The organism is Rhodococcus olei (assembly GCF_039540555.1).
Taxonomy (GTDB): Bacteria; Actinomycetota; Actinomycetes; order Mycobacteriales; family Mycobacteriaceae; genus Rhodococcus_G; species Rhodococcus_G olei.
Map to the genome: position 1 here is coordinate 195,289 of NZ_BAABFB010000066.1, position 17,165 is coordinate 212,453.

The 17,165-nt window shown below is 72.1% G+C and carries 19 protein-coding genes; 5 read left to right on the plus strand and 14 right to left on the minus strand.

Translation table 11 applies throughout. The features are described 5' to 3' along the window. The first annotated feature begins 281 nt into the window (after nt 1-281). The 4 genes from ABD951_RS21915 to ABD951_RS21930 all read left to right on the plus strand — a co-directional run bounded on the left by ABD951_RS21915 (nt 282) and on the right by ABD951_RS21930 (nt 4,340). Nucleotides 282-1,178, plus strand: coding sequence for a phosphatidylinositol mannoside acyltransferase (locus ABD951_RS21915; protein WP_345350151.1), 897 nt, complete (start codon nt 282-284; stop codon nt 1,176-1,178). A 408-nt stretch (nt 1,179-1,586) separates the two neighbouring features. Continuing rightward, on the plus strand, nt 1,587-1,880 hold the full coding sequence (locus tag ABD951_RS21920; RefSeq protein ID WP_345350154.1) for a hypothetical protein: 294 nt from the start codon (nt 1,587-1,589) through the stop codon (nt 1,878-1,880). A 181-nt stretch (nt 1,881-2,061) separates the two neighbouring features. Beyond that, nucleotides 2,062-2,511: an STAS domain-containing protein gene (locus tag ABD951_RS21925; protein ID WP_345350157.1), complete on the plus strand. Its 450-nt coding sequence runs from the start codon at nt 2,062-2,064 to the stop codon at nt 2,509-2,511. Nucleotides 2,512-2,702: 191 nt separating this feature from the next. Continuing rightward, complete coding sequence (locus ABD951_RS21930) at nt 2,703-4,340, plus strand: PHA/PHB synthase family protein (RefSeq protein ID WP_345350160.1); 1,638 nt, start codon at nt 2,703-2,705, stop codon at nt 4,338-4,340. 133 nt (nt 4,341-4,473) lie between these two features. Here ABD951_RS21930 and ABD951_RS21935 read toward each other — a convergent pair whose 3' ends face one another. Next, the gene (locus ABD951_RS21935; protein WP_345350163.1) at nt 4,474-5,577 is read right to left on the minus strand and encodes a helix-turn-helix transcriptional regulator; all 1,104 of its coding nucleotides are present in this window, start codon (nt 5,575-5,577) and stop codon (nt 4,474-4,476) included. 81 nt (nt 5,578-5,658) lie between these two features. Here ABD951_RS21935 and ABD951_RS21940 point away from each other — a divergent pair, with 81 nt between their 5' ends. Next, on the plus strand, nt 5,659-6,105 hold the full coding sequence (locus ABD951_RS21940; protein ID WP_345350166.1) for an ester cyclase: 447 nt from the start codon (nt 5,659-5,661) through the stop codon (nt 6,103-6,105). Nucleotides 6,106-6,166: 61 nt separating this feature from the next. Here the strand turns inward: ABD951_RS21940 and ABD951_RS21945 are convergent, their stop codons facing one another. The 13 genes from ABD951_RS21945 to ABD951_RS22005 all read right to left on the minus strand — a co-directional run bounded on the left by ABD951_RS21945 (nt 6,167) and on the right by ABD951_RS22005 (nt 17,165). Beyond that, a complete protein-coding gene (locus tag ABD951_RS21945; protein WP_345350169.1) occupies nt 6,167-6,550 on the minus strand; it encodes a DUF4259 domain-containing protein in 384 nt (127 codons plus the stop codon). Between the two features lie 99 nt (nt 6,551-6,649). Beyond that, a complete protein-coding gene (locus ABD951_RS21950; RefSeq protein ID WP_345350172.1) occupies nt 6,650-8,824 on the minus strand; it encodes a heavy metal translocating P-type ATPase in 2,175 nt (724 codons plus the stop codon). Beyond that, a complete protein-coding gene (locus ABD951_RS21955) occupies nt 8,821-8,997 on the minus strand; it encodes a heavy-metal-associated domain-containing protein (protein ID WP_345350704.1) in 177 nt (58 codons plus the stop codon). The genes ABD951_RS21950 and ABD951_RS21955 overlap by 4 nt, the downstream gene beginning before the upstream one ends. Before the next feature lie 40 nt (nt 8,998-9,037). Beyond that, on the minus strand, nt 9,038-9,319 hold the full coding sequence (locus tag ABD951_RS21960) for a metal-sensitive transcriptional regulator (RefSeq protein WP_345350175.1): 282 nt from the start codon (nt 9,317-9,319) through the stop codon (nt 9,038-9,040). Between the two features lie 43 nt (nt 9,320-9,362). Beyond that, nucleotides 9,363-9,590 (minus strand): hypothetical protein, encoded by a 228-nt coding sequence (locus tag ABD951_RS21965; protein ID WP_345350178.1) that lies wholly within the window; start codon nt 9,588-9,590, stop codon nt 9,363-9,365. Beyond that, nucleotides 9,587-10,066, minus strand: a complete 480-nt coding sequence (locus tag ABD951_RS21970; RefSeq protein WP_345350181.1) for a hypothetical protein — start codon at nt 10,064-10,066, stop codon at nt 9,587-9,589. Before ABD951_RS21970 ends, ABD951_RS21965 begins: the two co-directional genes overlap by 4 nt. Next, on the minus strand, nt 10,059-10,499 hold the full coding sequence (locus tag ABD951_RS21975) for a hypothetical protein (RefSeq protein ID WP_345350184.1): 441 nt from the start codon (nt 10,497-10,499) through the stop codon (nt 10,059-10,061). The genes ABD951_RS21970 and ABD951_RS21975 overlap by 8 nt, the downstream gene beginning before the upstream one ends. Continuing rightward, nucleotides 10,496-10,972 carry a hypothetical protein gene (locus tag ABD951_RS21980; protein ID WP_345350187.1) on the minus strand — a complete coding sequence of 159 codons (477 nt, stop codon included), beginning with the start codon at nt 10,970-10,972 and terminating at the stop codon, nt 10,496-10,498. The genes ABD951_RS21975 and ABD951_RS21980 overlap by 4 nt, the downstream gene beginning before the upstream one ends. Nucleotides 10,973-11,112: 140 nt before the next feature. After that, the gene (gene hemB, locus ABD951_RS21985; RefSeq protein WP_345350190.1) at nt 11,113-12,087 is read right to left on the minus strand and encodes a porphobilinogen synthase; all 975 of its coding nucleotides are present in this window, start codon (nt 12,085-12,087) and stop codon (nt 11,113-11,115) included. 31 nt (nt 12,088-12,118) lie between these two features. Then, on the minus strand, nt 12,119-13,690 hold the full coding sequence (locus tag ABD951_RS21990) for a bifunctional uroporphyrinogen-III C-methyltransferase/uroporphyrinogen-III synthase (protein ID WP_345350193.1): 1,572 nt from the start codon (nt 13,688-13,690) through the stop codon (nt 12,119-12,121). Between the two features lie 141 nt (nt 13,691-13,831). Continuing rightward, the gene (gene hemC, locus ABD951_RS21995) at nt 13,832-14,830 is read right to left on the minus strand and encodes a hydroxymethylbilane synthase (RefSeq protein WP_345350196.1); all 999 of its coding nucleotides are present in this window, start codon (nt 14,828-14,830) and stop codon (nt 13,832-13,834) included. Beyond that, a complete protein-coding gene (locus ABD951_RS22000) occupies nt 14,827-16,242 on the minus strand; it encodes a glutamyl-tRNA reductase (protein ID WP_345350199.1) in 1,416 nt (471 codons plus the stop codon). The genes hemC and ABD951_RS22000 overlap by 4 nt, the downstream gene beginning before the upstream one ends. Then, nucleotides 16,239-17,165 carry a redox-sensing transcriptional repressor Rex gene (locus ABD951_RS22005; RefSeq protein ID WP_345350202.1) on the minus strand — a complete coding sequence of 309 codons (927 nt, stop codon included), beginning with the start codon at nt 17,163-17,165 and terminating at the stop codon, nt 16,239-16,241. Before ABD951_RS22005 ends, ABD951_RS22000 begins: the two co-directional genes overlap by 4 nt.

Here is a 17,165-nt window from a genome sequence, read left to right on the forward strand (position 1 = left end):
ATGCGGATCTCACCGCCGGCCGAGCGGACCTGTGTGGCGGCATCTGCGCAGCTCGGTTGCGTGCTCACGATCGCTTCGCCGGTCCAGTGGATCCCGTGGCGCACGCGACCCGAACCACCTCGAGCAGCTCCGGGCACAGCGTGGGCTTTCCTCGAGCCGCCCGGATCCGGAGCGGATGGGTCTACAGTCGTGTTGTCGGGCTGGGCACCCGGAGTGGATCTTCCGGGAACCCTGCCCCGCGCCAACCAGCAACGAGAAGATCGGGAAGGCCGCCGAAACCCGTGGCATCCTCCGGACGGGTCAGCGCTCTCGGCTACATCGCCGGGTGGCACGTCGTCCGCGCGCTTCCGTCCCGGATCGCGACGGACCTGTTCGACTGCGGCGCCGACATCGCTGCCCGCAAGAGCGGGCCGGAACAGTTGCGGCACAACCTGGCCCGGGTCCTGCGCGTGACCCCGACCGACGTGCCCCACGAGATGATCCGCGCGAGCATGCGTTCCTACGCGCGCTACTGGAAGGAAGTCTTCCGGCTGCCGTCGATGAACCCGGCGCAGGTCACCGCATCGATCGACGCCTCGGTGCAGGGACGTGAGCACCTCGAGGCGGCCGTGAGGCGAGGCCACGGCGCGGTCCTCGCCCTCCCCCACAGCGGCAACTGGGACCTGGCGGGAGTATGGCTGGTGCACCACCACGGGAAGGTCACGACCGTGGCCGAGCGACTCCAGCCCGAATCGCTGTTCCGGCGGTTCGTCCGCTACCGCGAGCAGCTGGGCTTCGAGGTGCTGCCGGTCAGCGGGGGACAGCGTCCCCCGTTCGAGGCCCTCGCGGATCGGTTACGGGAGGGCAGGATCGTCGGTCTGCTGGCGGAGCGCGATCTGACCGCGCACGGGGTACCGGTCTCGTTCTTCGGTGAGGAAACCCGGATGCCCCCGGGACCGGCGAAACTGGCGGACCACACCGGCGCGCCCCTGCTGCCCGTGCACTGCTGGAACACCGACTCCGGGTGGGGCTTCAAGATCGAGCCCCCGCTCGACGTGTCGGCCGGGGTGGCGGCCACGACACAGGCGCTGGCGGATCGGTTCGCCGCCAACATCACCGAACACCCCGCAGATTGGCACATGCTCCAACCGCTGTGGGTGTCGGATCTGCCCGAGTCCCGCCGCAGCCGTCCGGAATGACGGCGGGCCGTCCGAACGACGACCATCGAACGATCGGAGCGCGACCGCTTCCCGGATGCGGCACGACCACGCGCGTGCCGCGAGGCCCGCGCGACGAGCAGCGAACCCGGTCCCGCTCGACTGGGCCGGATCGCGGTTCCCGACCCCGCCGAGACGCTCCACCGCATCGGGGCGTGACGACGGTGCAGCTGCCGGACCAGACCTCGTGACGCGGGCCTCGTGGCGTGTTCGAGTGGCGGTCCGCCGCGCCCCGCGATAGAAAACATGTGTGACACCAATCACTTTCGTGTGACGCGGAGGTACAGCCACCTCGCGGTCGGCGGCCCCGCGTCGACCCGATCCCGCCGATGTGGGACCCGGTCGGGACGGGCGCTCCGCGCACGGACGCGGCAGGAAAAGGGAGTTCGAGTGAGCGCACCCAAGAATCGAGTGTTGTTCGTCGGGAGCCCCGACGCCGACGAGGTGGCGCAGTGGGCGGCGCTGCGCGGATGGGCGATGCAGCAGGGCTTCGAGTGCACCCGTACCCCCGCCGGGGGTGGGGTGCGGTGCGTCGTGGCGACCACCGCGGTCCTGCGCGGGTCCTGCTCACCGGCGCAGGAGCGGATCCTGCACGACGTCGACGCCGCCGGCCTGCGCTGCCTGAGCGTGGACGCCGCATACGGGTGGATGTCCGGCGACTCCTCCCCGGGCCGGCCCGCGTGAATGCCGACGTCCTCGACCCGCCCGTGATGCTGTCGCCGGCGATCGGGGTCGCGGTCGCCGGGCCGGGCCCGGCGGCCCGGCGGAGGGCACCGACCGTCCGGCCCGCGGAGACACCGCCGGCTCGGCGACGGATTTCCGAGCGAGTCAGAGCCGACCGTCCGGTACCGGAAGGGAGGGTTCGTTGACATATCTTCGATCGATCTTCGACCCACCGGCCACCGTGCGGTCGTCGTTCCTCGACGCGGACGAGACGGGCAGCGCCGGCTTCCGCATCGAGGTGGGCGAGCCGGTCGGCGGACCGCTGGTCCTGCACGTCGCCGGGGGACTCGACGCCGCCACCGTCCCGACACTGGGCGACGTCCTGAACGAGGCCGTCAGATGCGGGCGGGGCGTGGTGCTCGACCTGCTCGAGGTCGTCGACCTCGACCGCAGCGCGGCGGCGTTGATCGGTTCCGCGGCCGCCCGACTACGCGGCGACGGACTCGCCCTGACGGTCGCGGCCCGGCCGGACACGAGGGCGGCGCTCGGGGTGGATCCGGCCGCGGCCGGTGCGCCGTGCCACGCCACGTTCGCCGACGCATTCACCGCCGCCCGGTCGGGCGCACGCGGACCGGGCGCCGCGGGCCGCTGATCCGCAGACTCCCACGCGCCGGCGCCACTGCGGCGAGCCGGGTTCCGGCGCCCCGATCCGAAGGGCACCACCACGATCCGCATCACCTGCCCGCCTGAGCCGCGGGACTCGACAAGACGCGCGAGTAAGTTCCGTCCGCTGCTAGCTTGCGGAGGTCCCACGCCGATCGGCAGCAAAAGGAGTTGGTGCACATGGGAATTCCCATACCGGACAGCGGGCTGCGGCGTCGCCTCGGCCGGCTGGCCGGAGTGGTCGGTACAGCGGTCGGCGGTGCGCAGGTGGCCGCGGAGTGCTCCGCCCGATTCGGTGGTGAGTTCGCCCGGATCGCGGTCGGCAAGTCGGAGCTCACACCGCCGAAGGGGGATCGTCGCTGGGTCGATCCCGCGTGGACGACGAACCCGCTGTATCGGCGCATCCAGCAGACCTACCTCGCGTCCGCGCAGCAGATCGGCCGCGCCACCGTCGGGATCGGACAGTACGCCGACCCCGACCGGGCACACCAGCTCGAGTTCTTCTCACGCATCCTCGTCAGCGGCCTGGCTCCGACCAACTACCTGCCGACCAACCCCGCCGCGGTGAAGGAAACCTTCGACACGGCGGGGATGAACCTGGTGCGAGGCGTGCGGAACTACGCCACCGATGTGCGCCGCAACGGCGGCATGCCGACGATGGTCGAGCCGGGGGCCTTCGAGGTCGGCCGCGATCTGGCCCTCACCCCCGGCTCGGTGGTGGCCCGAGACGACGTGGCGGAAGTGCTGCGCTACCACCCGAGCACCGACACCGTGCACTCGCGCCCGGTGCTGGTGGTGCCCCCGCCGATCGGGCGGTACTACTTCCTCGACCTGCGGCCCGGCCGCAGCTTCGTCGAATACGCGGTTTCCCGAGGACTGCAGACGTTCATGCTCTCGTGGCGAAACCCCCAGCAGGAGCAGCGCGACTGGGATCTCGACACCTACGCTCAGCGCGTGTCCGACGCGATCGACACGGTTCGTGAGCAGACCGGCAGCGACGACGTCAACCTCATCGGATTCTGCGCCGGCGGCATCATCGCAACGACCCTGCTCAACCATCTTGCGGCCGTCGGAGACACTCGGGTGCATTCGATGTCCTATGCGGTCACCATGCTCGATTTCGAGAAGAAGGAACAGCTCGGCGCGTTCGCCTCGCCGAACCTCATCTCGTTCGCCCGGCGCCGCTCGTTGCGCAACGGCATCATCAGCGCCCGCGAGATGGGCAGTGCCTTCACCTGGATGCGTCCGGACGACCTGGTGTTCAACTACGTCGTCAACAACTATCTGATGGGCCGCACGCCGCCCACGTTCGACATCCTCGCCTGGAATGCCGACGGAACCAACCTGCCCGGAGCCCTGCACGCGCAGTTCCTCGACCTTTTCCGCGGCAATCACCTGACGAAGCCGGGCGCGGTGACGGTGCTCGGCACCCCCGTCGACCTGTCGACCGTCACGCTGCCGACTTTCGTGTCCGGTGCGATCGACGACCATCTCACCGCGTGGAAGAACTGCTACCGCACCACCCAGTTGCTCGGTGGGGACGACACCACGTTCGTGCTCAGCCACTCCGGGCACATCGCCAGTCTCGTCAACCCGCCGGGGAACCCGAAGTCCCACTACTGGACCGGACGGAAGCCGGGCCCGGACCCGCAACAGTGGCTCGATCACGCGGACCGCGTCACGGGCACCTGGTGGCAGGCGTGGGCCGACTGGGTCGGCAGCAGGTCGGGAGAGCGTGTGCCCTCTCCCGAGCCCGACAACATCGAGAACCCCCTCGGTCCCGCACCGGGGCGCTACGTCAAGGACCTTCCGGCCTGACGGGCGACCGAGGCCCCGACACGACGGTGTCGGCGCCCCCGGCTCTCCGGCTCACCGGCCGCCGCGCCCGGGGCGCCGTGGGCATGGGCGGCCCGGTGACCGAGGACGAACTCGACCGCGTCGCCGAGCTGCGTCAGGCCCCGAGATACCAGCCGTACGGGCTCGGGATCGCACCGGCGGCGGTGAGCGGGGCGTAGTGCCTGCCGTACAGCGCGGCGACAAGGTCTCGGCGGCTGGGGATCTCGGCCTTCGCGAGAATCGACTTCACGTGGTCCTGCACGGTGTACGCCGAGATGAACAGCGCCTTCGCGATCGCGTCGGTCGAGGCGCCGCGCAGCACGAGTTCGGTGATCTCGCGTTCGCGCGGCGTCAGCCCGTAGGCGCGTACCAGCACGTCCGACAGGTGGTTCTCGGTGGCCGCCTCGAGAATGACCGCGACCCGCCCGGAGCTCGTCAGCACCGAGCCGTGCACGAGGATCCAGCCGCCGCCGCGGCGGGCCAGTCGCGCGTGCGCGGGCCGGTCGCCGGCACCGTCCGCGGCCGATCGGGCCGCGGCGGCCACCGCCCGGAACACGCTGGGAACCGTGTCCTCCTCCGCGATGTCGGCCAGCCACCGCTGTGCCTGCGGGGTGACGTCGCCGAGCGTGCCGTCCGGTTCGACGATCGCGATGCCCGGCGACGCGACCGCGTCCACCGCGTGGTCCGCCGCGGTGTGAAGCATCGCGCGCCGCAGTCCGTCGGCGACCAGCGGACCGATCCGCGCGAGCAGCGCCACGTCGTCCGGGGTGAACGGCGCCCCACCCATCCGGTACGCGACCAGGGTGCCCCAGCAGCTCGACCCGTCGAGGAACGCGGCGCGGATCTCGTCGGTGACGCCGATCGGTCCGAGGATGGTCCGCCACCGCGCCGAGCGGTCGAGCCGGCCCCCGGTCGCGGCGTGCAGGGTCCCCACCGGCGGGTTCGAGCGGGCCAGGTCGGCGAAGGTGTTCACGTCGGGGACCCGGAACTCGCTGTCGAACAGCCGGGCCTCGGCGTCGGGGTCCTCGGCGCGCCCACTGAGCACGCAGCTGGTGAACAGCAGCGTCGCCGGATCCGTCGTCGACCAGGCGGCCACGTCCCAGGGCACGAACCCGCGCACCACGCCGTCGAACTGCTCGCGCAACTCGTCGAGGCCCAGCCCCCGGTGCGTCACCCGCACCACCTCACGCACCAGTCGTTCACCACGATCTGCAGCCATGCACAGCAGGCTATCCACCGGCGCCCGGAATCCCAGACAGTGGGGATGGCCGGCGCCGCACCCGCTCACCACGATGAGCACATGACGAATTCCGCGCTCTCCCCCACCCACACCGCCCCGGACCGCAACATCGCGACGATGCGCCGGATCTACGACGAGATCTTCGGGGCCGGGCGGCTCGAGTTGATCGACGAGCTGTTCGACCCGAACATGGTCAACCACACCGCGCCGGAGGCACACCGGCACGGCACGGCCCCGCTCCGGGCGCTGGTGACGATGCTCCGGACCGCGTTCCCCGACGGCCGGACCGACTTCGAGGACTTCGTCGCGACCGGCGACGTGGTCGTCGGCCGGAACTGGTACGCGGGAACACATCTCGGCGAGTTCATGGGCAACGCGCCGACCGGACGCGCCTTCCGGTTCCGGCAGATGCACTGGATGCGGTTCTCCCCCGGGGGCCGGGTCGTCGAGCACTGGGGGCTCCGCGACGACGTCACGCACCTGCAGCAGCTCGGCATCATCGCCTGAGCCGGTCTCCGTCGCGCCGGGTTCCGCCTCGACCGCGCAGGTCGAACCCGGCGGCCGGGACTCAGTCCTGCTCGCGGATCGCCGCGAGCGAGATCGCCCGATCGAAGGTGCCGACGAGCACCGCACGTCGCGCGACCTTGTAGTCCTCGTCCGGATCGAGGTCGTCGATGTACCCGTCCCACACGCGCAGGTACCGGTCGCGCCAGTCGGTCAGCACCGCCGCCGCGGGAAAGGTCGCACCCACCCTCCGGCGCTCGACGATGTCGACCAGGAGCTCGAGCCAGGCGGGCACCATCTCCCCGCCCCACTCGTCCGGATCCAGCGCCGAGTCGTCGGAGTCGCCGTCGTACTGCTGGGCGATGTCCCCGATGATCCGGTCCGTCAGCTCACCCAACCCGTCGGCCACCGTGTCGCTCTCGAAATTCCCCGGACCCCAGACACCCACAGCGTTCCTCCCCGTCCGTCACCGACCTGCCGTGCGCAGCCTACAGCTCACCGCACGGTCCGGTGTCGGCCGAACCGGATCGGGGTGTTCCGGACCGACTCAGCGAAAGCGGCGCAGCCGCAGGCTGTTACCCACGACGAACAACGACGACGCGGCCATCGCGGCACCGGCGATCATCGGATTGAGCAGACCGAGCGCGGCGAGCGGGATCGCGGCGACGTTGTAGGCGAACGCCCAGAACAGGTTGGCCCTGATCGTGTTCAGGGTGGCCCGGGCGAGCCGCATCGCCTGCGGCACCGACCGCAGGTCGCCGCGCACCAACGTCAGGTCACCGGCCTCGATCGCGGCGTCCGTGCCGGTGCCCATCGCGAGCCCGACGTCGGCGGTCGCGAGCGCGGCGGCGTCGTTCACGCCGTCCCCGACCATCGCGACCGCCCGTCCCTCGCTCTGCAGTCGCGTGACGACGGCGGCCTTCTCGTCCGGCAGCACCCCGGCGATCACCCGCTCGATGCCGACCTCGGCGGCGACCCGCCGCGCGACCGCCTCGCCGTCCCCGGTGAGCAGCACCGGGTCCATTCCCAGCGCTCGGATCCGGGTGATCGCCTCGGCGCTCGACTCCTTCACGGCGTCGGCGACGGTGATCGCGCCGCGCACCGCCCCCTCCCACGACACCGCGACCGCGGTGTCACCGGACGCGAACACCTCGGCGAGCTCCGGTGGCGCCGGGTGTTCGGGTTTGCCGACCGCGACCCGCAGTCCGTCGACGGTGCCGACGACGCCGCGCCCGGCACGGTTCTCGAAGTCGGTGACCGCCGACGCCCTCCCCGCGGCGGCGATCGCCCGCGCCACCGGGTGCTCGGACGCGGACTCGACGCCGGCGGCGAGAGCCAGCACCCGGTCCGGGTCCTCCCCGTCCGCGGCGACGACCCGGCGCACGGCCATCGTGCCGGTGGTGACGGTGCCGGTCTTGTCGAGGACGACGGTGTCGATCCGCTTGGTCTGTTCGAGCACCTCGGGCCCGCGGATCAGGATGCCGAGTTGGGCACCGCGCCCGGTGCCGACGAGAAGCGCTGTCGGCGTTGCCAGTCCGAGGGCACACGGGCACGCGACGATCAGGACGGCGACGGCGGCGGTGAACGCCTGGGTGGCGGCGTGCCCGGTGACCAGCCAGCCGGCCAGGGTGGCCGCGGCGAGCACCAGCACCACCGGGACGAACACCGCGGACACCCGGTCCGCGAGCCGCGCCACCGCGGCCTTGCCGTTCTGTGCCTCGGTGACCAGTCGTGCGATGTGAGCGAGCTGGGTGTCGGCGCCGACCTTCTCGGCGCGTACGACCAGGTGTCCGTCGGTGTTCACGGTGCCGCCGACGACCGGGTCGCCCGCCGCGACGTCGACCGGAACCGACTCGCCGGTGATCGTCGAGGTGTCCAGCGCGGCTCGGCCGCGGACCACGACACCGTCGGTCGCGACCTTCTCCCCGGGACGGACCACGAAGCGATCACCGACCCGCAGGCGACCCACCGGGATTCGGGTCTCGGTGTCCCCGTCGAGCAGGGTGACGTCCTTGGCGCCGACCTCGAGCAGCGACCGCAGCGCCGCCCCGGCGCGGCGTTTCGCCTTGGCCTCGGCGTGGCGCCCGGCGAGCAGGAACACCGTCACCGCGGCCGCGACCTCGAGGTAGATCTGACTCGACGGGTCGTGGGCACCCAGCGTCAGGCCGAATTCGTGGGTCGTCCCGATCCGCCCGGCGGTGCCGAAGACCAACGCCCACAGCGACCAGCCGTACGCGGCGAGGGTGCCGAGCGAGACGAGGGTGTCCATCGTCGATGCTCCGTGCCGGGCGTTGACGAATGCCGCCCGGTGGAACGGGAACCCGCCCCAGAACACGACCAGCGTCGTCAGCGCGAGGCAGATCCACTGCCAGCCGTCGAACTGCAGCGCAGGCACCATCGACAACGCGACCACCGGCACGGCGGCAATCGCGGACACGACGAGCCGGACGCCGAGCGAATCACTGTGCGCGGGGACCGGTTCCGGTTCCTGCGGCACCTCCGACGCGGTGTAGCCGGCCGCCTCGACGGCGGCGACGAGATCCGCGACGGACACCGCCGCCGGATGGACGACGTGCGCACGCTCGGTCGCGAAGTTCACCGTCGCGGTGACCCCGTCGAGCTTGCCGAGTTTGCGTTCGATGCGATTCGCGCACGACGCGCAGGTCATCCCGCCGATGTCGAGGTCGACACCGTCGGCGGCCACGGAGACGTCGGTGCTCACGGCGCCAGCTCGTAGCCCGCCTCTTCGACTGCCGCGGCCACCGCGGCCCGGTCGAGCGGGGTGTCGCTGGTGACGTCGACCCGGCCGCTGTCGAGGTCGACGGCGACCCCGATGACGCCGGCGATCTCCGAGACCTCCTCGGTCACCGACGCGACGCAGTGCCGGCAGGTCATTCCGGTGACGGTGTAGGTGGTCTGCACGGTGCCTCCCGTTCTACGACTTGACGAGGCGGGCGATCGCGTCGGAGGCCTCCTTGACCTTCGCATCCGCCTCGGGTCCACCCTTGCGCGCGGCCTCGACGACGCAGTGCGACAGGTGCTCGTCGAGCAGCTTGAGCGACACCGACTGCAGCGCACTCGTGACCGCCGACACCTGAGTGAGGATGTCGATGCAGTAGCGATCGTCGTCGACCATGCGCGCGATGCCCGCGACCTGCCCCTCGATGCGGCGCAGCCGCTTGAGCAGGGCGTCCTTCTCGGGCGTGTAACCGTTCATGCCCATAGCATACCCCCCATGGGTACTTGACGCCAGGGGTGCCCTACCGGCGCCGCCACGCGTCGAGCACGGCCAGACCGGCGACGATCACCGCCGCGGACGCGGCCGCGATCCACGGACCCGAGTAGTGCGTCGCCGTGAACGCCGGCGCCCCCTCCGCGATCGGCGCGTACTCGGACGTGGTCACCGCACGCGACCAACACCACACCGCGGCCACCAGTGCGACCACCGCCAGGCCCAGATCGGCGATGCTGCGTCCCCGACCGCTCACGAGCCGCTCCCCTCGACATCGTCCACCGCCGCCCCGAGCGCCGCCCGCAGGCCGTCACCGTCGCGGGCCCACGCCCGGACCAGCGTGCCGTCGGCCATCCGCAACCCGACCGGCGTCCGCCGGCGCGGCACTCCCGACAGGTCCCCGAGTGCCCGTGCCGCCTCCCACGGCTCGAGGTCCTCGGCCGCCGGATCCGCCGGGGGCAGCACCTGCGCCACCTCGGCGAGCGGCACGCTCTCTCGTCCGCATCGCAGGGTGTCGCCGGCGACCTCGACGCTCGCGTGGGTGCGGGCGGCCGCCACCTGCACCGCCACCAGCGCGGCCAGCAGCACGGCGAACAACGCCAGCCCGAACACGTGCACGCCGGCGCCGATGACCAGGTCCGAGATCAGCACCACCAGGCACAGCACCGGTCCGTACGCCACCGTGCGCCACCGGCCACCCGGCTCGGCGAACACCGCCGGGGCGTCAGCCACGAACGAACCAGCCCGCCGCGGAGCGCAGGTACACCAGCACGGCGGCCACGAGCATCCCGACGGCGACCAGCATCGTCGGCAACTGCCCCACCCCGAAGGCCAGCGCCACCAGCTGAACTGCCGCGTACACGGCGGACAACGCGACCTCGGCCCGCCGGAACCGCGGATCGCCGGCCCGAACCGGACCGGCCAGGAAGCCGGTCCCGACTCCCACCGCGAGCGCCAGGGCGCCCGAACCGCGCAGCAACGTCACCAGCGCGTCGACGTCACCGGGGTCGGCGCCGTTCGCGAGGAGCTGTTCGCGCACCGCGGCACCCGACGCCGTCAACGACAGCAACCCGAGCAGCACCAGCAGACCCGCGCACACCAGCCACAGCCAGTACGCGACGTCGACCGCGCGCGGCCGCGCGCCCCGCTCGTCCGCCGGCGTCACTGCAGACCCGGAAGGAAGTACCGATTGGCGTCGCCGCGGTGCATCAGCACGACCGCCCCGACCGCGAGCACGGCCTGCAGGATCCCGGCCCCACCCGCGACCATCGCGGCGGCGCCGCTTCCGGCGCCCAGGCCGAACAGGGCCGGAATCGCGAAGAACACCATGATCACACCGATCATCGTGACCAGCATCCGCGCCCAGTTGCGACCGGCCCGCATCTTGAACACGAACAGCAGGTACAGCGCCGTCACGGCGAATCCGACCAACGCGGTCAACCCCAGACCCACCATCAGCAGGGCCTCGGCGGTGTCCCGGCCGATCTCGACGCCCGCGTCCTGCGCCGCGACGTCGCGCAGCAGCTGGTCGACGTAGGAGGCGCGGTCGGAGTACACGGCGAGCAGGGTCGCGATCATGTTGACCACACCGAGCGCGGCCACAGCGCACAACAACTGGAAGGCGGTCACGACGTCCACCGGCGGCTCCGGTCGCGGCGGCTGGGGCGGCGGACCGAACGGCGGGGGCCCGTACTGCTGGGGGCCGGTCCCGCCGGGCGGCCACGGCGCCCCGGGCGGCGGTGCGGCCGGTGACGGCCCCGGGCCCGGGGGCGGCGCGGTCACAACCAGCCCGCCGCTTCGGCGGCCCAATAGGTGAGCACCACGTCCGCACCCGCCCGGCGGATGCTCAGCAACGACTCCAGAACCGCCGCGTCCCGGTCGATCCAACCGTTCTGCGCAGCGGCGGTGATCATCGAGTACTCGCCCGAAATCTGGTACGCCGCAACCGGGACCGTGGACATGTCGGCGACCTCGCGCAGCACGTCCAGATAGCTCATCGCGGGCTTGACCATCACGAGGTCCGCGCCCTCGTCGAGGTCCAGGTCGACCTCCCGCAGCGATTCGCGCCGGTTCGCCGGATCCTGCTGGTAGGTGCGCCGGTCCCCCTCGAGCGACGACCCCACGGCCTCCCGGAACGGACCGTAGAACGCGGACGCGTACTTCGCCGAGTACGCCAGAATGCCGGTGTCGGCGTGGCCGGCGTCGTCGAGACCCTCCCGGATCGCCGCGACCTGGCCGTCCATCATCCCGCTCGGACCGAGCAGGTGCGCACCCGACTCCGCTTGCGCGACAGCCATGTCCACGTACCGCGTCAGCGTGGCGTCGTTGTCGACGGCGCCACCGGCGGTCAGCACGCCGCAGTGCCCGTGCGAGGTGAACTCGTCCAGACAGGTGTCGGCCATCAGGACGGTGTCGTCGCCGAGTTCGTCGCGCAGCGCCCGCAACCCGCGGTTGAGGATGCCGTCCGGGTCGGTCGCTCCCGACCCGCGCGCGTCCTTGTCCTCCGGCCGCGGAACGCCGAACAGCATCAGCCCGCCGACCCCGGCCCGCACCGCGTCGGTCGCGGCGGCGCGCAGGGTGTCGAGGGTGTGCTGGTACACGCCGGGCATCGACGTGATCTCCCGCGGGGAGTCGATGCCGTCCGCGACGAACATCGGCAGCACCAGATGCCGTGGCTCCAACGACGTCTCGGCGACAAGTCGGCGCAGCGCCTTGGTGCCGCGCAGGCGACGGGGTCGTTCGGCCGGGAACAAGGGGCCTCCCTTTTCGGTCGACGTGTGCGCGTCAGCGCCTGCGGGACTTCTTGCGCGGAGGCGGCAGGGCGCCCTCGGCGCGCAGCCGGGCGGCGTGCTCGGCGAGCGCCTCGACCAGCGGACCGACCTGCGCCGTCTCCGGCTGCACGTCCACCCGCAGGCCGAACTCGATCGCGGTCTCCGCCGTCTTCGGGCCGATGCACGCAACGATGGTGCGCGCGTGCGGCTTTCCGGCGATACCGACCAGGTTCCGGACCGTCGACGACGAGGTGAAGCACACCGCGTCGAAGCCGCCGGTCTTGATCATCTCGCGGGTTTCCGCCGGCGGCGGCGCCGCCCGCACCGTCCGGTATGCGGTCACGTCGTCGATCTCCCAGCCCCGCTGGCGCAGACCCTCGGCGAGGGTCTCCGTCGCGATGTCGGCACGCGGCAGCAGCACCCGGTTGACCGGGTCGAAAACGTCGTCGTACGGCGCGAATTCGGCCAGCAGTCCCTCGGACGACTGCTCACCCGCCGGCACCAGCTCCGGGTTGATGCCGAAGCTGCGCACCTTGTCCGCGGTGGCCTGCCCGACGCACGCGATCTTCACGCCCGAGAACGCGCGGGCGTCGAGACCGAACTCCTCGAACTTCTCCCACACCGCCCGGACCGCGTTGGTGGAGGTGAACACCACCCACTGGTAGCGACCGTCGACCAGGCCCTTGACCGCGCGCTCCATCTGCGCGGGGCTGCGCGGCGGCTCGACCGCGATCGTCGGCACCTCGATCGGGATGGCGCCGTGGGTGACCAGGCGGTCGCTCATCTCGCTCGCCTGCTCCTTGGTGCGCGGCACCAGCACCGTCCAGCCGTACAGGGCACGCGACTCCCACCACGACATCTTGTTGCGGTGCGCGACCACCTTGCCGATCGTCACGATCAGCGACCCGACCAGCTCCGAGCCCGCCTCGTTCAGAGTCGCGAGGGTCGCCTCGACCGTGCGCTGCTGACGGGTGGTGCCACGGACCGTGATCGCGGCCGGGGTCTGCGGGGCCAGGCCGTGCTCGACCAGCGCGCTCGCCGTCTCGGCCAGGTGCGCGGCGCTCGCGTGCAGCACCAGCGGACCGGGCGACGCGGCCAGCGCGGCCCAGTCCACCTCGCCGCGCACGTCGGCCTCGGTGTGCCCGGAGCCGAGCGCCATACCGGCGTAGCTCGGCACCGCGGAACCGGCGGGCAGACCCGGCAGGATCTCGAACACGACCTGGGTGCGGGCCACGGCGTTGACCTCGGCGATCACCGAGTCGGTGGTCAGCGGGTCACCGGAGACCAGGCGCACCACGTCGTGACCGGCCTTCGCCTCCTGGACCAGGGTCTTCGCCACCTCGGCGGGCTCGCCGAGCGCCGGCCGGACCTCGGAGATCGGATGCTCCGGATCCTCCACGACGCCCTTGACCCGCAGCGCGGTCCCGACCAGCGCGGTGACACCCCGGTCGACGTCGGGGTCGGTGAACGCCAGCGTCGCGTTCGCGAGGACGTCCCGGGCGCGGACGGTGAGCAGAGCGGGGTCACCCGGGCCCGATCCCACGAACAGGATCCGTCCGGGGGTGTTCTTGCGGACTCGGCTCATCGGTTGTTCTCCAGTGCGTTCAAAATGCCGGTGGTGACGGGTGCTGAGGGGAAGGCGAGCAGGTCGCCGCGCGGTGGTCGCGCGCTTCGTTTCGATCGCCACTGCCCGGTGGGGCGGCGCGGCTCACGGAAAAGCCACAGGTCAGTCATCGGAGGAACCGTCCTCGGCGTCGGCGGCGACCATCAGCTCGCGCGCCCCCAGGTCGAGAAGCTCGCGGGCCACGGCCCGGCCCAGCTCCTCCGCGTGCGCGGGCGATCCGACCGCGGAGGCCCGGATCGAGTCCGATCCGTCCAGGGCGGCCGCGCACCCACGCACCGACAGCTCGTCGAAGACCCGGCCGTCGTCGTCGATCGACTCGACGACCTCGGCGATCGCGCCGACCGGCGCGGTGCATCCGGCCTCGAGTTCGGCGAGCAGCGCACGTTCGGCCACCACCGCCGCGCGGGACGCGGCGTCGTCGAGTTCCGCGAGGACCGCGATCAGCGCCGGGTTGTCGGCGCGGCACTCGACGGCGAGCGCACCCTGCGACGGCGCGGGCAGCATCTGCACGGGCTCGAGCGACTCGGTGATCGCGTCGAGACGCCCGATCCGGGACAACCCGGCCCGGGCGATGACGATCGCGTCCAGCTCCCCCGACTCGACCTTGCCGAGGCGGGTGTCGATGTTGCCCCGCAGCGGCTGGATGTCCAGTCCCAGGCCCAGCGCACGCAGCTGGGCGCGGCGGCGCGGCGCGGAGGTCCCGACCTTCGAGCCGGGCGGCAGCTCACCGAGAACCAGACCGTCGCGGGCGACCAGCGCGTCCCGCGGATCCTCCCGCGGCGGCACCGCGGCGACCACGAGGTCGGCGGGCTGCACGGTCGGCAGGTCCTTGTACGAGTGCACGGCCACGTCGACGTCCCCGGCCAGCAGCGCCTCGCGCAGCTCGGCGACGAAGACACCCACCCCGATGCGCTGCACCGGGCCGGCGGTGACGTCGCCCTTGGTCGTGATGATCACCAGCTCGGCGGGGTGCCCGGCCGCGATCAGCGCGTCCCGGACCGTCCCGGCCTGCGTGGTGGCCAGCAGGCTGCCGCGGGTACCGATCCGCAGGGTCGTGCGCGCCACCTCGGTCTCGGGCGCGGAGGGTGCGGCCGCATTCATGCCTGCATCCCCTTCCACCAGGTACCGGCGGCGTCGCCACCGGCAGATGCGATGTCGTCGGCGAGCACGACGGCCCGCATCTCCATCGGGGTCGCGACCGCCTCGGCGCGCCCGGGAGCCAGTTCGAACAGTTCCCGCAGCGCGGCCGCGTAGGCGTCGCCACCGGGGGTGGTCGCGAGCTGCTTGACCCGCACGGTCGGAGCGTGCAGCAACTTGTCGACGACGCGGCGCACGGTGCGGGCCACCTCGTCGCGCTGCGGATCGTCGAGCCCCGGCAGCCGGGACTCGAGCCGCAGCAGTTCGCTCTCGACCACCTCGGCCGCACGCTGGCGGAGCGCCGTCACGGTCGGGGTGACCTCGGCGAGCCGCTGGCCGGCCAGGTACGTCGCGAGTTCGCCGGCGACGATCTCCCGGGCGGCGTCCGCATCGGCCGCCGCGGCACCCGCACCCGGGTCGGACTTCATCGTCGCGATGTCGAGCAGGGTCACGCCCGGCAGGCCCGCGACGGCCGGCTCGACGTCCCGGGGCAACCCCAGGTCGCAGATCACCAGCGGCCGCTGCGCGGAATTGCGGGACGCGAGCGCGATGTGCGCGTCGGCGAGGGTGACCACCGCACCGACCGCGCCGGTACACGCGACCATCACGTCCGCCTCGGCCACCGCCGTCGCCAGGTCGGAGAGTTCGACGGTCGCGGCGTCCACCCCGGCGGCGCGCACGGTGTCGGCGAGGTGCTCGGCGCGTTCCCGGGTCCGGTTCGCGACGACGACACGCCCGATCCCGTTCCGGGTCAGGTGCGCGACCGACAGCCCACCCATCGACCCGGCGCCGACGACCACCGCCGTCCTGCCCGTGAGCCCGCTCCCGCCGTGCTCCGGTGCACCGAGGACCGCCGCGGCCCGGTCGAGTGCCACCGACACCACCGACGCGCCGGCGCGGTCGATCCCGGTCTCGGTGTGCACCCGCTTGCCGACGCGCAGCGCCTGCTGCGCCAGCTCGTGCAGCGCGCGGCCCGCGGCCTTCTGGGAGTCGGACACCGCGTACGCGGTGCGGATCTGACCGAGGATCTGCTGCTCACCGATGACCATCGAGTCCAGTCCGCTGGCGACGGCGAACAGGTGCTCGGCCGCGGCCTCGCTGTAGCGGACGTACGCGTGCTTGGTGAGGTCGTTCAGTTCGAGACCGGAGTGATCGGCGAGCAGTTCGCCGACGTCCGCGAGCGCGCCGTGGAACGCGTCGACGACGGCGTAGATCTCCACACGGTTGCACGTCGAGACGATCATCGACTCCGAGATGTGCGCGGAACCCTGCAGCTTGTCGATCAGCTTCGGCCGGTCGGTGTCGGCGACCGCGACCCGCTCGAGCACGGAGACGGGAGCGCTGCGATGCGAAATCCCGACCAGGAGAACACTCACGGTGCGATCACCGATCCATTCTTTGTCGAACCCAGCCCGGTCGAAGTCGACCGGGCGCCGCCCACCGCGGCCACGGCGGTGCCGTGATCGGACGCCACGGCGGTGCCGTGATCGGACGCCACGGCGGTGCCGTGATCGGACTCCGCGTTGCGGGCACTCCGGAATGAAAGAACCTGCATCTCCACCGCGAGGTCCACCCGCCCGACCTCCACGTGCGGCGGTACCTCCACCGAGGAGGAGGCGAAGCTGAGAATGCACCGGACACCGGCGCCGACCAGGCGGTCGCACACCTGCTGCGCGGCCTCGTCCGGGGTCGCCACGACCCCGATCGTCGCGCCGAGTTCCCGGCACGCGGACTCGAGCTCGGCGACGTCGCGCACGGTCAGGCCGTCGACGTCGGTGCCGATCCGCTCCGGGTCCCGATCGAACAGGCCGACCATCGTGAACCCGCGCCGCCCGAACCCGCCGTACCGCGCCAACGCCTGCCCCAGGTTTCCCGCCCCGACGAGCACCACGCGGTGCCCCTGGTCGAGACCGAGCGCGGACTCGATCCGGGCACGCAGCCGGGTCACGTCGTAGCCGACGCCCCGGACCCCGTTCGGCCCGAGGAACGACAGGTCCTTGCGCAACATCGCAGACCCGACCCCGGCCGCGGACGCGAGCTCCTCGCTCGACACGATCAGCGTGCCGTCGTCGGCCATCACGCCGAGCACCCGCAGATAGCTGGCGAGCCGGGTGACGGTGGCCTGCGGCAGATCACGCACAGTCGAATCCGCCCGAGTTCCCGAGGAGACGGAATCCGCCCGAGTTCCCGAGGAGGCCGCCTCGGCACGCCGGGCCGAATCAGCCCCGGCGACGCCACGGGCGGAGTACCCATGCGGCTGGTGCTGTTCGGTCACTTCGGTGGCTCCTCGTCCGGCCAT

Coding starts and splice junctions, on each gene's coding strand:
- ABD951_RS21960 (WP_345350175.1), bottom strand. CDS start 9,319: ATGAACGGTTACACGCCCGAGAAGGACGCCCTGCTCAAGCGGCTGCGC.
- ABD951_RS21955 (WP_345350704.1), bottom strand. CDS start 8,997: ATGACCTGCCGGCACTGCGTCGCGTCGGTGACCGAGGAGGTCTCGGAG.
- hemC (WP_345350196.1), bottom strand. CDS start 14,830: ATGAATGCGGCCGCACCCTCCGCGCCCGAGACCGAGGTGGCGCGCACG.
- ABD951_RS22005 (WP_345350202.1), bottom strand. CDS start 17,165: ATGGCCGGACGAGGAGCCACCGAAGTGACCGAACAGCACCAGCCGCAT.
- ABD951_RS21940 (WP_345350166.1), top strand. CDS start 5,659: ATGACGAATTCCGCGCTCTCCCCCACCCACACCGCCCCGGACCGCAAC.
- ABD951_RS21930 (WP_345350160.1), top strand. CDS start 2,703: ATGGGAATTCCCATACCGGACAGCGGGCTGCGGCGTCGCCTCGGCCGG.
- ABD951_RS21935 (WP_345350163.1), bottom strand. CDS start 5,577: ATGGCTGCAGATCGTGGTGAACGACTGGTGCGTGAGGTGGTGCGGGTG.
- ABD951_RS21990 (WP_345350193.1), bottom strand. CDS start 13,690: ATGAGCCGAGTCCGCAAGAACACCCCCGGACGGATCCTGTTCGTGGGA.